This is a genomic window from Streptomyces sp. AC627_RSS907, from assembly GCF_019049165.1.
In genome coordinates this window covers 17,018-30,173 of the sequence record NZ_JAGMUE010000116.1, presented here as the reverse complement: position 1 = coordinate 30,173, position 13,156 = coordinate 17,018, and the positions used below count along the sequence as shown (strand labels likewise).

Annotated in this window: 15 protein-coding genes; 8 read left to right on the top strand and 7 right to left on the bottom strand. The window is 71.8% G+C overall.

Going from position 1 to position 13,156, the window contains the following annotated elements; translation table 11 throughout:
* A partial coding sequence (locus tag KUM32_RS25425; RefSeq protein ID WP_217144285.1) for a hypothetical protein occupies positions 1–180 on the top strand: 180 nt, incomplete at its 5' end.
* 16 nt (positions 181–196) lie between these two features.
* Here KUM32_RS25425 and KUM32_RS25420 read toward each other — a convergent pair.
* The gene (locus KUM32_RS25420; RefSeq protein WP_217144284.1) at positions 197–436 is read right to left on the bottom strand and encodes a hypothetical protein; all 240 of its coding nucleotides are present in this window, start codon (positions 434–436) and stop codon (positions 197–199) included.
* A gap of 243 nt (positions 437–679) precedes the next feature.
* Entirely contained in the window at positions 680–1,078 is a 399-nt protein-coding gene (locus KUM32_RS25415) for a DUF3099 domain-containing protein (protein WP_217144283.1), read from the bottom strand.
* Positions 1,079–1,338: 260 nt separating this feature from the next.
* Here KUM32_RS25415 and KUM32_RS25410 point away from each other — a divergent pair, with 260 nt between their 5' ends.
* On the top strand, positions 1,339–1,620 hold the full coding sequence (locus KUM32_RS25410) for a GlsB/YeaQ/YmgE family stress response membrane protein (RefSeq protein ID WP_217144282.1): 282 nt from the start codon (positions 1,339–1,341) through the stop codon (positions 1,618–1,620).
* A 78-nt stretch (positions 1,621–1,698) separates the two neighbouring features.
* Here KUM32_RS25410 and tyrS read toward each other — a convergent pair whose 3' ends face one another.
* From tyrS to KUM32_RS25395, 3 genes are all read right to left on the bottom strand, one after another.
* Positions 1,699–2,967, bottom strand: coding sequence for a tyrosine--tRNA ligase (gene tyrS / locus KUM32_RS25405; RefSeq protein WP_217144281.1), 1,269 nt, complete (start codon positions 2,965–2,967; stop codon positions 1,699–1,701).
* A gap of 62 nt (positions 2,968–3,029) precedes the next feature.
* A complete protein-coding gene (locus KUM32_RS25400; RefSeq protein ID WP_217144280.1) occupies positions 3,030–4,424 on the bottom strand; it encodes a metallopeptidase TldD-related protein in 1,395 nt (464 codons plus the stop codon).
* The gene (locus KUM32_RS25395) at positions 4,421–5,944 is read right to left on the bottom strand and encodes a TldD/PmbA family protein (protein ID WP_217144279.1); all 1,524 of its coding nucleotides are present in this window, start codon (positions 5,942–5,944) and stop codon (positions 4,421–4,423) included. Before KUM32_RS25395 ends, KUM32_RS25400 begins: the two co-directional genes overlap by 4 nt.
* A gap of 275 nt (positions 5,945–6,219) precedes the next feature.
* Between KUM32_RS25395 and fabG the strand changes: the two genes are divergently transcribed.
* Both fabG and fabI read left to right on the top strand, forming a co-directional pair.
* Positions 6,220–6,924 carry a 3-oxoacyl-[acyl-carrier-protein] reductase gene (gene fabG / locus KUM32_RS25390; RefSeq protein ID WP_217144278.1) on the top strand — a complete coding sequence of 235 codons (705 nt, stop codon included), beginning with the start codon at positions 6,220–6,222 and terminating at the stop codon, positions 6,922–6,924.
* A gap of 5 nt (positions 6,925–6,929) precedes the next feature.
* Complete coding sequence (fabI, locus tag KUM32_RS25385; protein WP_217144277.1) at positions 6,930–7,697, top strand: enoyl-ACP reductase FabI; 768 nt, start codon at positions 6,930–6,932, stop codon at positions 7,695–7,697.
* A 99-nt stretch (positions 7,698–7,796) separates the two neighbouring features.
* Here fabI and KUM32_RS25380 read toward each other — a convergent pair whose 3' ends face one another.
* Positions 7,797–8,489 carry a FadR/GntR family transcriptional regulator gene (locus tag KUM32_RS25380; protein ID WP_217144276.1) on the bottom strand — a complete coding sequence of 231 codons (693 nt, stop codon included), beginning with the start codon at positions 8,487–8,489 and terminating at the stop codon, positions 7,797–7,799.
* A 58-nt stretch (positions 8,490–8,547) separates the two neighbouring features.
* Between KUM32_RS25380 and KUM32_RS25375 the strand changes: the two genes are divergently transcribed.
* From KUM32_RS25375 to KUM32_RS25365, 4 genes are all read left to right on the top strand, one after another.
* On the top strand, positions 8,548–9,945 hold the full coding sequence (locus KUM32_RS25375; protein WP_374227549.1) for a CynX/NimT family MFS transporter: 1,398 nt from the start codon (positions 8,548–8,550) through the stop codon (positions 9,943–9,945).
* A 34-nt stretch (positions 9,946–9,979) separates the two neighbouring features.
* The gene (locus tag KUM32_RS43770; protein ID WP_254406105.1) at positions 9,980–10,096 is read left to right on the top strand and encodes an SGM_5486 family transporter-associated protein; all 117 of its coding nucleotides are present in this window, start codon (positions 9,980–9,982) and stop codon (positions 10,094–10,096) included.
* Between the two features lie 182 nt (positions 10,097–10,278).
* Positions 10,279–10,485, top strand: coding sequence for a hypothetical protein (locus tag KUM32_RS25370; protein ID WP_217144274.1), 207 nt, complete (start codon positions 10,279–10,281; stop codon positions 10,483–10,485).
* Positions 10,486–10,671: 186 nt separating this feature from the next.
* Positions 10,672–11,190 (top strand): histidine phosphatase family protein, encoded by a 519-nt coding sequence (locus KUM32_RS25365; RefSeq protein ID WP_217144273.1) that lies wholly within the window; start codon positions 10,672–10,674, stop codon positions 11,188–11,190.
* Between the two features lie 187 nt (positions 11,191–11,377).
* On the opposite strand, the gene serB is transcribed toward KUM32_RS25365, so the two are convergent.
* The gene (gene serB, locus KUM32_RS25360) at positions 11,378–12,622 is read right to left on the bottom strand and encodes a phosphoserine phosphatase SerB (RefSeq protein ID WP_217144272.1); all 1,245 of its coding nucleotides are present in this window, start codon (positions 12,620–12,622) and stop codon (positions 11,378–11,380) included.
* Positions 12,623–13,156 lie beyond the last annotated feature (534 nt).

Below are 13,156 nucleotides of genomic sequence, written 5' to 3'. Positions count from 1 at the left end.
GCACTGACCCGCACCCTGGCTGAGATCATCGAACGCCTGCTGCCCGCACGCCGTCATCGGACCTGCCCCAGAGTGATCAAACGCAAGATGTCGAACTGGCCACTCAAACGGGCCGAGCACCGCAACCGGACACCACCCGCACCGGACACCACGACCATCACCCGACAAGACACAAACTAAGTCACCGGCATTGGGGCTAGCCGGCCCGGGCGCTCCCGGAGCCCCCGGCGGACTCCCAGTCGGCCAGCGGGACCACGTCCTTCAGGAAGCCGCGCACGCCGAGGAACTGGGACAGGTGCTCCCGGTGCTCCTCGCACGCGATCCACGTCTTGCGGCGCTCCGGCGTGTGGATCTTCGGGTTGTTCCACGCCAGCACCCACACCGCGGCGGCGCGGCAGCCCTTGGCGGAGCAGGTGGGGGTGGTCTCGTCACTCACAGGTTCGTCTCACAACCGCTCACAACTGCGGAAACAACTACGGAACAACCGCGGGAAAAGGCGACGCCGAGCAGCCACGGGGGGAGCTGCCCGGCGTCGGTCCGTCGCTCCGACGGGGGATGCGGAGCGCGTACGAAGTATGTCACGGGTCACCCATCGCCCGGCACCGGAACAACATGATTCATCTGAGCATTTCTTCGACCTGGCGCGGAATCGACGCCCGCCCCGACGAGAGCTCCGTGATCACGCAGGAGCGTGCGGCTCACCCGCCGCGCTCCGCGCCGGATCGGACACGGCGCCCTCCGGGACGGATTCCGCGGAACCGTCCCCGGCACGCGACGGCATGATCATCGGGCGCGTCGGCACCGTCACGAAAGTCGACGGCAGGGACGTCGCGTTCTCGCGTCCGGCGTTCGCGATCACGACGGCGATGTAGGGCAGGACCACCCCGAGGACCAGGGCCACGATCGCGACGTACCGTTCCACGTTCCACAGGCAGGCCGCGAGGACCACCGACACCGTACGGATCGACATCGAGACGATGTACCGGCGCTGCCGCGCGCGGACGTCGTCATGGAGGCCCGCCCGGGCCCCGGTGATCCGGAACACCTCGGCATTGCCGCCGGCACTCAGCTTCCGCATCTGGTTCCACCATCCGCCCGCATCGGACTCTCCCCGCCCCGCTTCCGTCCGCGGCCGCTCGGGGACTCCGGTCCCGGACAACACTCCACGTTACGCCGCTCCTGCGCCGCCTACGAGACCGGGGTCCCCGCACTGCGCGCACACGGTCTGCGTCGCACCGCGCGGGCCGGTACCCCGTTCGGCCGAACCCGGCATGCGCCATTCGCGGTACGGCCCGAAACTGGCTCCAATGCTCGCGTAAGCCGTATGAGGAGGCAGCCATGGGCTGGTTGTGGGCGATCATCGTAGGTTTCGTGCTCGGTCTGATCGCCAAGGCGGTCATCCCGGGGAAGCAGCACAGCCCCCTGTGGCTGACCACCATCTTCGGCATGCTCGGTGCCATCGCCGGCAACGCGATCGCACGGGCGGCAGGCGTGGACGCGACCGCCGGCATCGACTGGTGGCGGCACGTCTTCCAGCTGGTGGCCGCGATCATCATCGTGGCCGTCGGCGACGCGGTCTACATGGCCGTACGGGGCAACAGGCGACGCGAACGGGCCTGACGGCCCCCGGACCGACGGCGAAGGGGGCGGGCGTCCGGCAGCCGCACGGCCCCGGAGACCCGCCCCTTCCGCGTGCGCTCAGGCTCTGACGAGCTCCACCGCGGCCAGGTTCTTCTTGCCGCGGCGCAGCACCAGCCAGCGCCCGTGCAGCAGGTCCGCCTCGGCGGGGACCGCGTCCTCGCCGGCGACCTTGGTGTTGTTCACGTAGGCGCCGCCCTCCTTCACCGTGCGGCGTGCGGCGGACTTGCTGGCCACCAGGCCGACCTCGGCGAACAGGTCGACGACCGGGCCGAGCTCGGTGACCTTGACGTGCGGCACCTCGCCGAGGGCCGCGGCCAGCGTCTTCTCGTCCAGCTCCGCGAGGTCGCCCTGGCCGAAGAGGGCCCTGGACGCGGCGATCACCGCGGCCGTCTGGCCGGCGCCGTGCACCAGCGTCGTCAGCTCCTCCGCCAGCGCGCGCTGCGCGGCCCGGGCCTGCGGACGCTCCTCGGTCTGCCGCTCCAGCTCCTCCAGCTCCTCGCGGGACCGGAAGGAGAGGATGCGCATGTACGTCGAGACGTCCCGGTCGTCCACGTTCAGCCAGAACTGGTAGAACGCGTACGGCGTCGTCATCTCCGGGTCGAGCCAGACGGCGCCGCCCTCCGTCTTGCCGAACTTGGTGCCGTCCGCCTTGGTCATCAGCGGCGTCGCGTAGGCGTGCACGTCGGCGTCCGGCTCCAGCCGGTGCAGCAGGTCGAGGCCGGCCGTGAGGTTGCCCCACTGGTCGCTGCCGCCCTGCTGCATCGTGCAGCCGTACCTCCGGTAGAGCTGGAGGAAGTCCATCGCCTGGAGCAGCTGGTAGCTGAACTCCGTGTAGCTGATGCCCTCGGAGGACTCCAGGCGCCGGGCGACGGAGTCCTTGGTCAGCATCTTGTTGACGCGGAAGTGCTTGCCGATGTCCCGCAGGAACTCGATCGCGGAGAGGCCGGCGGTCCAGTCGAGGTTGTTGACCATCACGGCCGCGTTCTCGCCCTCGAAGGACAGGAACGGCTCGATCTGGCCGCGCAGCCGCTCGACCCAGCCCGCGACGGTCTCCGGCGAGTTCAGCGTGCGCTCCGCGGTCGGGCGCGGGTCGCCGATCTGACCCGTCGCGCCGCCGACCAGCGCCAGCGGCCGGTGGCCGGCCTGCTGGAGCCGGCGCACGGTGAGCACCTGTACCAGGTGCCCCACGTGCAGGGACGGCGCGGTCGGGTCGAAACCGCAATAGAACGTGACGGGACCGTCCGCGAGCGCCTTGCGCAAAGCGTCCTCGTCAGTGGACTGGGCGAACAGCCCGCGCCACTTCAGCTCGTCGACGATGTCCGTCACGGTTCTCGTGTCTCCTACGTGCTCATGATCTTCGGGCAGTCGGGTGACAGCCGACTACGAGGTTATACGCCCTGACTGACGGAGCTCATATTGAAATCCGGGACGCGCAGCGCCGGCATCGCCGCCCTGGTGAACCAGTCGCCCCACTCCCGGGGCAGCGTCTTCTCGGTGCGCCCGGCCTCCGTGGCCCGGCCCAGCAGGTCCACCGGCGACTCGTTGAACCGGAAGTTGTTCACCTCGCCGACGACCTCGCCGTCCTCGACGAGGTAGACGCCGTCCCGGGTCAGCCCGGTCAGCAGCAGCGTCGCCGGGTCGACCTCGCGGATGTACCACAGGCAGGTCAGCAGCAGGCCGCGTCCGGTGCCGGCGACCATCTCCTCCAGCGAGCGGCCGGTGCCGCCGTCCAGGACGAGGTTGTCGATCGCCGGGGCCACCGGCAGCCCGGTCAGTGAGGCGCTGTGCCGCGTGGTCGTCAGCCGGTGCAGCTCACCCGCGCGGATCCAGTCGGTCGCGGCCACCGGCAGCCCGTTGTCGAACACCGACTGGTCACCGCCGGAGGAGTGCGCGATCACGAACGGCGCGCTCTCCAGACCCGGCTCGTGCGGGTCGCTGCGCAGGGTCAGCGGCAGCTCGCCGAGCCGCTCGCCGACGCGCGTGCCACCGCCCGGCTTCGAGAAGACCGTACGCCCCTCGGCCGCGTCCCGCCCCGAGGCCGACCACAGCTGGTAGATCAGCAGGTCCGCGACCGCGGTCGGCGGCAGCAGCGTCTCGTACCGGCCCGCGGGCAGCTCCACCCGCCGCTCCGCCCAGCCGAGGCGCACGGCCAGCTCGGCGTCGAGCGCCGCCGGGTCGACGTCCTTGAAGTCCCGGGTGGAACGCCCCGCCCACGCCGACCGGCTGCGGTCCGGCGACTTGGCGTTCAGCTCCAGCGTCCCGTTCGGCTGGTCGTGCCGCAGCCGCAGACCCGTGGACGTGCCCACGTAGGTCGACGTCATCTCGTGGTTGGCGAAGCCGTACAGCTCCCGTCCGCCCGTACGCGCGCGTGCGAACGCCTCCCCGAGGGCCGGCGCGAAGTCGGCGAACACGGCCGACGACGTCTCGGCGGGCGCGTCGGTGAAGTCGGGAGAGGCGGGGACACCCGTGACCAGCGGCTGGGCGTCCTCGGCCGGTCCGGCGCCGCGCGCGGCGGCCTCGGCGGCGCGCACCAGGGGCTCCAGCTCGTCCGCGGTCACGGCCGAGCGCGAGACGACGCCGGACGCCGTGCCCTCCCGGCCGTCGACGGTGGCGACGACGGTGAGCGTGCGCCCGCGCGTGACGCCGTTGGTGGTGAGCGCGTTGCCCGCCCAGCGCAGGTTGGCGGTGGACTCCTCGTCGGCGATGACCACGCAGCCGTCCGCCCGGGACAGCTCCAGCGCCCGCTCGACGATCTCGTGCGGCTTGTTCGTGCGCGCGCTCATCGACCCGCCTCCTGCGTCGTGTTGAGGATGTTGACTCCCTTGAAGAGGGCGGACGGGCAGCCGTGGGAGACGGCCGCCACCTGTCCCGGCTGGGCCTTGCCGCAGTTGAAGGCACCGCCCAGGACATACGTCTGCGGGCCGCCGACGGCCGCCATGGACCCCCAGAAGTCGGTGGTCGTCGCCTGGTAGGCCACGTCCCGAAGCTGCCCGGCGAGCCGCCCGTTCTCGATCCGGAAGAACCGCTGCCCGGTGAACTGGAAGTTGTAGCGCTGCATGTCGATGGACCAGGACCGGTCCCCGACGACGTAGATGCCCCGCTCCACGCCCCCGATCAGATCCTCCGTCGACAGCCCGCCGGGATCCGGCCGCAGCGACACGTTGGCCATGCGCTGCACGGGCACGTGTGCGGGGGAGTCGGCGTAGGCGCATCCGTTGGACCGCTCGAACCCGGTGAGCTTCGCGATCCGCCGGTCGAGCTGGTAGCCGACCAGCGTGCCCTCCTTGACCAGGTCCCAGGACTGCCCCTCGACGCCCTCGTCGTCGTACCCGATGGTCGCGAGGCCGTGCTCGGCGGTGCGGTCGCCGGTGACGTTCATCAGCTCCGAGCCGTACCGCAGCGTGCCGAGCCGGTCGAAGGTGGCGAAGGAGGTCCCGGCGTACGCGGCTTCGTAGCCGAGCGCCCGGTCCAGCTCCGTCGCGTGCCCGATGGACTCGTGGATGGTCAGCCACAGGTTCGACGGGTCCACGACCAGGTCGTACAGCCCCGCCTCGACGCTCGGCGCGCGCATCTTCTCGGCCAGCAGCCCGGGGATCTCGGCCAGCTCGGCGTCCCAGTCCCAGCCGGTGCCGGTCAGGTACTCCCAGCCGCGCCCGGCGGGCGGCGCGAGGGTGCGCATGGAGTCGAACTCGCCGCTGGAGTCGTCCACCGACACGGCGGTGAGCACGGGATGCAGCCGCACCCGCTGCTGCGTGGTCACGGTCCCCGCGGTGTCGGCGTAGAACTTGTTCTCGTGCACGGTGAGCAGCGAGGCGTCCACGTGGTCGACCCCGTCGGCCGCCAGCAGCCGCGCGCTCCAGTCGGCCAGCAGGGCCGACTTCTCCTCGGCGGGCACGGTGAACGGATCGATCTCGTACGACGAGATCCACGTCCGGTCGGCGTGCACGGGCTCGTCGGCCAGCTCCACCCGCTCGTCGGACCCGGCGGCCCTGATCACCTGCGCCGACAGCTTCGCCATCGCCACGGCCTGCGAGGCGACCCTGGCGGCGGCGTCCATCGTCAGGTCCACCCCGGAGGCGAAACCCCACGTGCCGCCGTGCACCACGCGCACCGCGTACCCGAGGTCGGTGGTGTCCGAGGAACCGGCGGGCCTGGCGTCCCTGAGGCGCCAGGAGGCGTTGCGCACCCGCTCCAGCCGGAAGTCGGCGTGCTCGGCACCGAGCGCCCGCGCCCGGGCGAGAGCGGCGTCGGCGAGGGCGCGTAGGGGGAGTGCCGTGAAGGCTTCGTCGATGCTGTGGGGCACCTGCGTCTCTTTCTGTCGACGTGACCGGTCGTCTGCCGCGACACCGGGGGCTGCGCCGCATCATGTCGCGCCGGACCGGACGGGGACCACACCTTTCCGGCTGGACCGAGCGCTTTTCTGTAGGGATCCAACAGTGAGTCCCGTAAGCCACTGTGGGTGCCCCATTCTTTGCGGACGGGCCGGGACCGATAGGTTTTCGAGGAAGCCGCCTGTCATAGCCGCCTGTCGACCGGGTGTTCGGGCGGGTACCAGAACGCTATCGAAAGGGTGATCCGTTGAGCCGCTCGGTTCTCGTCACCGGAGGCAACCGGGGCATCGGCCTCGCCATCGCCCGCGCTTTCGCCGACGCCGGCGACAAGGTCGCGATCACATACCGCTCGGGCGAGCCGCCGGAGGGCTTCCTCGCCGTCAAGTGCGACATCACCGACAGCGAGCAGGTGGAGCAGGCCTACAAGGAGATCGAGGAAGCCCACGGCCCCGTCGAGGTCCTGGTCGCCAACGCCGGCGTCACCAAGGACCAGCTGCTGATGCGCATGTCCGAGGAGGACTTCACCTCCGTCCTCGACACCAACCTCACCGGCACCTTCCGCGTCGTCAAGCGCGCCAACCGCGGCATGCTGCGCGCCAAGAAGGGCCGCGTCGTGCTGATCTCGTCGGTGGTCGGGCTGCTCGGTTCGGCGGGGCAGGCCAACTACGCCGCGTCCAAGGCCGGTCTGGTCGGCTTCGCGCGCTCCCTCGCCCGCGAGCTGGGGTCGCGCAACATCACCTTCAACGTCGTCGCGCCCGGCTTCGTCGACACCGACATGACCAAGGTGCTCACCGACGAGCAGCGCGCGGGCATCGTCTCGCAGGTGCCGCTCGGCCGGTACGCGCAGCCGGAGGAGATCGCCGCGACGGTGCGGTTCCTCGCTTCGGACGACGCCTCGTACATCACTGGAGCCGTCATTCCCGTTGACGGCGGACTGGGAATGGGTCACTGATCACCATGAGCGGAATTCTCGAGGGCAAGCGCGTCCTGATCACCGGTGTGCTGACGGAGGCCTCCATCGCCTTCCACGCCGCGAAGCTGGCCCAGGAGCAGGGCGCCGAGGTCATCCTGACCGCGTTCCCGCGGCCCACGCTGACCGAGCGCATCGCCAAGAAGCTGCCCAAGCCCACCAAGGTCATCGAGCTCGACGTCACCAACGACGAGCACCTCGGCCGCCTGGCCGACATCGTCGGCGAGGAGCTGGGCGGCCTGGACGGGGTCGTGCACTCCATCGGCTTCGCGCCGCAGGACGCGCTCGGCGGCAACTTCCTGAACACGCCGTTCGAGTCGGTCGCCACGGCCATGCACGTCTCGGCGTTCTCCCTGAAGTCGCTGACGATGGCCTGCCTGCCGCTGATGCAGAACGGCGGCTCGGTCGTCGGCCTCACCTTCGACGCGCAGTTCGCCTGGCCGCAGTACGACTGGATGGGCCCGGCCAAGGCCGCGCTGGAGGCCACCAACCGCTACATGGCGCGCGACCTGGGCAAGCAGAACATCCGCTGCAACCTGGTCTCGGCGGGCCCGCTCGGCTCGATGGCCGCCAAGTCCATCCCGGGCTTCTCCGAGCTGGCCTCCGTGTGGGACAGCCGTTCCCCGCTGGAGTGGGACCTGAAGGACCCGGAGCCGGCCGGCCGCGGGATCGTCGCGCTGCTGAGCGACTGGTTCCCGAAGACCACGGGCGAGATCATCCACGTCGACGGTGGTCTGCACGCCATCGGCGCCTGACCGAGCGCCGGCTCAGGGCCCGTGTCCGTCCCGGACGCGGGCCCTCGGCGTCCGTGCGGTCGAACGGACGCCGTTGGAAGGGGACCCGGGCGGCCCGGGTCAGCCACGCCCGGCGGTACCGAACCGGCCCGGTCGGCACAGGAACGGATAGCCGGCCGCTTCCCTCCCCGCCGTCTCCACGTCGCCCGCGCGGATCGCGTTGACCAGCCGCGTGTGGTCCATGTGCGTACCGGGCGTCAGCTCGGTGCCGACGTCCTCGCGCAGCCAGTCCCGCATCACCTCGCCCAGATCCGCGTACATGGCGGTCATCACGTCGTTGTGCGAGGCGGCCACGACGGCCAGGTGGAAGGTCGCGTCCGCCGTCACGAACGCCTCCGTGTCGCCCGACTCCCAGGCCTGCTCGCGGCGCACCAGCAGCGCGTCGAGCTGCTTGAGGTCCTTCTCCGTGCGCCGCTCGGCCGCGAGCCGGGCGGCGGCGGACTCCAGGGTGGCGCGCAGCTCGGCGACGTGCCGCGGGTCGGCCTCGGCGAACCGGCGCTGCATCACGCCCGCCAGCTCGCTGGTCGCCACCACGTACGTGCCCGAGCCCTGGCGGATGTCCAGCAGACCGTTGTGGGCCAGCGCGCGAACCGCCTCGCGGACGGTGTTCCGCGCGACCCCGAGCTGTTCGACCAGCTCGGGCTCGGTGGGGATGCGGGAGCCGACCGGCCACTCGCCCGAGGCGATCTGCTGCCGTAGCGACGCGATGACCTGCTCGGACAGCGCCGAGCGACGGGGATGGCTCAGGGGCATGGCTCACCTTCGCGCGCGAGTGGACAACCAATCATCCCATGATTCTATGATGGGTCTCATGGTGAGTGACGAAACCCGGACGGAGATGCGGACGGAACCCCCGAAGTCGACGCCCCTCGGCGAACCGGCCGCGCAGGACACCGCCGTGCCCGACAAGGCGCCCGGGGCGCCCGGCACGCGCGCGTGGACGGCGTGGACGACCCGCCTGCTCGTCCTGGGTATCGTCCTGGCCGCGCTCAACCTGCGCCCGGCCATCACGAGCCTGGGCGCGCTCCTGGAAGAGGTCCGCGACGGGCTCGGCATGAGCGGCGGCGTCGCCGGACTGCTCACCTCCGTGCCCCCGCTCTGCTTCGCCGTCTTCGGTGTCGCGGCCCCGCGACTCGCCCGCCGCTTCGGACCGGGCGCGGTGGTCTGCGCGGGCATGGTGGCCATCACCGCGGGCCTGCTGATACGCCCGTACGCCGGAGGCACGGCCGGGTTCCTGGCCGCCAGCGCCCTCGCGCTGATGGGCATCGCGGTCAGCAACGTCCTGATGCCGGTCATCGTCAAGCGGTTCTTCCCCGACCGGGTCGGCTCCATGACCGGCCTGTACTCGATGGCCCTCGCCTTCGGCACCTCGGTCGCCGCGGCCGCGACCGTGCCCGTGACCAACGCCCTGGGCGGTGGCTGGCAGCCCGGCCTCACGGTATGGGCCGCGCTGGCGGCGGCCGCCGTACTGCCGTGGATCCCGTTCGTACGGGACCGCAAGGCGCCGTCCGCCTCGTCGCCGTCGTCGCAGTCGCTGTCCGCCCGCCAGGCCTCCGGCGCCGCCGCCGGGCCCGCGACCTCGCCCGGGGGCCGACCGGCGGAGCAGCCCGCCGAGCAGCCCGCGCTGCGGATCACCCGTAGCCGTACGGCCTGGGCACTCGCCGTCTTCTTCGGCCTCCAGGCCACCGCCGCCTACATCACCATGGGCTGGATGGCGCAGATCTACCGGGACGCCGGCGTGTCCGCCGGTACCGCCGGACTGCTGCTCGCCGTCATCATGGTGATGGGCGTGCCGCTGGCCTTCGTCATCCCGCGCGTGGCGACGCGCCTGCCGCATCAGGGGCCGATCGTCCTGGTACTGGGCGTGTGCGGGCTCGCCGGATACGCCGGCCTGTACTTCGCCCCGGCCGGCGGCGCCTGGGCCTGGGCCCTGCTGCTCGGCGTCTCCAACTGCGCCTTCCCGCTCGCGCTGACCATGGTCGGGATGCGGGCCCGCACGGGCATGGGCGTCGCCCAGCTCTCCGCCTTCGCGCAGAGCACCGGCTACCTGATCTCCATCCCGGGGCCGCTCCTGGTGGGCGTCCTCTACCAGCACAGCGGCGGCTGGGGCCTGCCGATCGCGCTGATGAGCGCCCTGATGGTGCCGCAGATGCTGGTGGGCTTCCTGGCGGGACGCGACCGGACGGTGGAGGAGGAAGCGGCCCGCTGACTCCGGCGCGGGCGACGGATGCGAGACTTGGCGTATGCCAGTCCTCGACCCGAACCCCCGGCACGGCCAGAAGAAGATGATGATCGTCTTCGGCTCCTTCCTCGCGATCTTCGTGATCATCGGCATCGTCGCGACGATCGCCTCGCCGTGATCCCGTCCTCGTCCGCCCGGGGGTGGGGTTAACCCCCCATCCCCTAGGGGGCGAGGGTCAGGGTCAAGTGGGTGGACCTCCGGATGGGTTGGGGCCCGCGGATTCCGTAGCGTCGAGATGTGCCCGCGACACGCGGGCCGCGGAGCACGGACCAGGGATCTCGAAGACCAGCGGAGGCACTCATGTCGGCCCCTACCCACACCCGGTCCCGCCCGGCGACCCGGGGCGGCGCCGAGGCCCGGCTGCCCTGGTGGGCCCTCGCCCTGCCCGCGCTCGCCTTCGTCGCGCTGCTCCTGCTGATACTCAACCCCTCGGACGCCCACGCGGCCGCCGACGCCCCCGCGATCACCCCCCTCCTGGAGTGGCTGCGGCAGTTGATCGCGCGCTGACGCCGGAGCGCGGCGAGCTGGAGTCTCCGTGTCCCGGCGACAGGAGTCTGCGTATCCCCGCGCTCCGCAACCCCCGCGCCTCGGCTCTCCGCCCGTACGGACGGATGCCCGACCGCGCTTCCCGCCGGTGAATCCGCGTGTCAACTCCCTGCGCCCCATGGCCTGTTTCATGCGAAGCTGGATGCCATGAGCGTCGCAGAACCCCGCAAGATCGTCCTCTTCCGGCATGCGAAAGCCGACTGGCCACAGGTGAACGACCACGAACGGCCGCTCGCCGACCGGGGCCGCCATGACGCCGCCGAGGCCGGACGCCGGCTGGCGGACACCGGCATCCCCTTCGACCAGGCCCTGTGCTCCACCGCGACCCGGACCCGCGAGACCTGGAAGCTCGCCGTCCAGGAGTTCCCGCAGCGGCCGAAAACCGTCTATGAGGAGCGGATCTACGAGGCCTCGCCCGGCGAGCTGATCGCCGTGCTCAACGAGACCCCCGACGACCTGCGGAACGTACTGGTGATCGGCCACAACCCGGGCATGGAGGGACTCGCCGAGATCCTGGCCGGTTCGGCCGAGGGCGACGTCCGCGAGCGGATGGCCCGCCGCGGGTTCCCGACCGCCGCCTTCGCCGTCCTGTCCTTCACGGGCTCCTGGAAGGACGTGGAGCCCGGCAGGGCCGCCCTGGTCGACTACTGGGCACCGGCCGACTGACCCGCTCCCGCTCCCGCTCCCGGGCGAGCCCACGCGCCCATAGCGACAGGGCCCGGCCCCCATGGGGGCCGGACCCTGTCGCTATGGGCCGTCTGCCGTGCCGGGCCGTGGCGTCTGCCGTGCCGGGCCGTATGCAGGTGTCGGGCTGCTCGCCGTGCCGGGCGCCTGACGCCGCGTACCGGGTGGGTCAGAGCCGGTCGAGGCGCGTGCCGGGGCCCTCGCCGAGTTCCTCGTCCAGCGTGTCCGCCGCCTCGACCTCCTCGCGGGTGATCCCCAGCAGATACAGGACCGTGTCCAGGAAGGGCACGTTCACCGCGGTGTGCGCCGCCTCGCGCACCACCGGCTTGGCGTTGAAGGCGACCCCGAGTCCGGCCGCGTTCAGCATGTCCAGGTCGTTGGCACCGTCACCGATCGCCACGGTCTGCGACAGCGGCACGCCCGCCTCGGCGGCGAACCGGCGCAGCAGCCGCGCCTTGCCCGCCCGGTCCACTATCTCCCCGGTGACCCGGCCGGTCAGCCTGCCGTCGACTATCTCCAACGTGTTGGCCTGGGCGAAGTCCAGCCCCAGCCGCTCCTTCAGGTCGTCGGTGACCTGGGTGAAGCCGCCGGAGACGACCCCCACCTGGTAGCCGAGCCGCTTCAGGGTACGGATCAGGGTGCGGGCACCCGGCGTCAACCGCACCTCGCCCCGCACCTTCTCCACCACCGAGGCGTCCAGCCCCTCCAGCAGCGCCACACGCGCGTGCAGCGACTGCTCGAAGTCCAGTTCCCCGCGCATCGCGGCCGCCGTCACCTCGGCGACCTTGTCCTCGCAGCCCGCGTGCGCGGCGAAGAGCTCGATCACCTCGTCCTGGATCAGTGTGGAGTCCACGTCCATCACGACCAGGCGCTGCGCCCGCCGGTGCAGCCCGGCCGCGACGACCGCGACGTCCACACCGAGTGCCGCGGCCTCGGTGGCCAGCGCGGTGCGCAGTGGCTCGGTCTCCACACCGGACACGGCGAACTCGACGGCGGTCACCGGGTACTTGGCCAGCCGGAAGATGCGGTCGATGTTGCTGCCGGACTCGGTGATCCGGGCCGCTATGGCGGCGGTCGCCTCCGCCGTGAGGGGGTGGCCCAGCACCGTGACCAGGGAGCGGCCGACACCGCGCGGCCGGTTGTCGCCGATGCCGGAGATGATCTCCGCCTGCAGCTTCAGCGACTCCGCCCAGCTGTGGACGGTCGCTCGCAGATCGCCTTCCAGACCCTGGGGCGGCTCGGTCACGAGCGCGCACAGCACGATCCGGCCACGGGTGACGACCTGCTCGATGTCGACGACATCGACGGAGTAGGCGGCGAGGGTGTCGAACAGGCCGGCCGTGATGCCCGGCCGGTCCTTGCCGAAGATCTTGACGAGAAGAGTGGGAACGTCAGAGGTCTGCGAAGCGCTCATGGTGTTCCCACCGTATCCGGCACGCGGTGCCTTTCGCGCCCGAGGTCCGTCTGACGGACACGGGCACGCGGAACCGCGGGGTCACTGCCCGCCCCTGGGCCGACGTGGCGGCGCCGGCGGCGGGGGAGGCGGTGGCGGCGGTCCTTCGCCCCAGCGGGACGACGACCGGCTCCCGGGGCGTTCCCCGGGCCGTTCTCCAGGCCGTTCTCCGGGGCGCGGTGGTCGCCGCGGCGCTGCCGGGGGCGGCGGTCCGGCCACCGTGGGGGCGCCGTGGATGTCGTCGTCGGGCCGGTCTCCCGGGCCGTCCCGGCCAGGCCCCGCGCCGTCCGGTGACCGGGGGCCGGGGGAGCGGCTCGCGCTCCCCGCCGCAGGCCCCGCACCGGGTGGCGTCCCCCGACCGCGGGGCGGTGCGTCCTCCGGTTCCCGCGTTCCCTCCGGCAGCCGCAGGAACGGATGGGTACCCGGATCGGGCGGCCGGTACGGCGAGCGCGGCCGGTACGGCCCGGAGAACGGCCCGTCACACGACGTACCGCC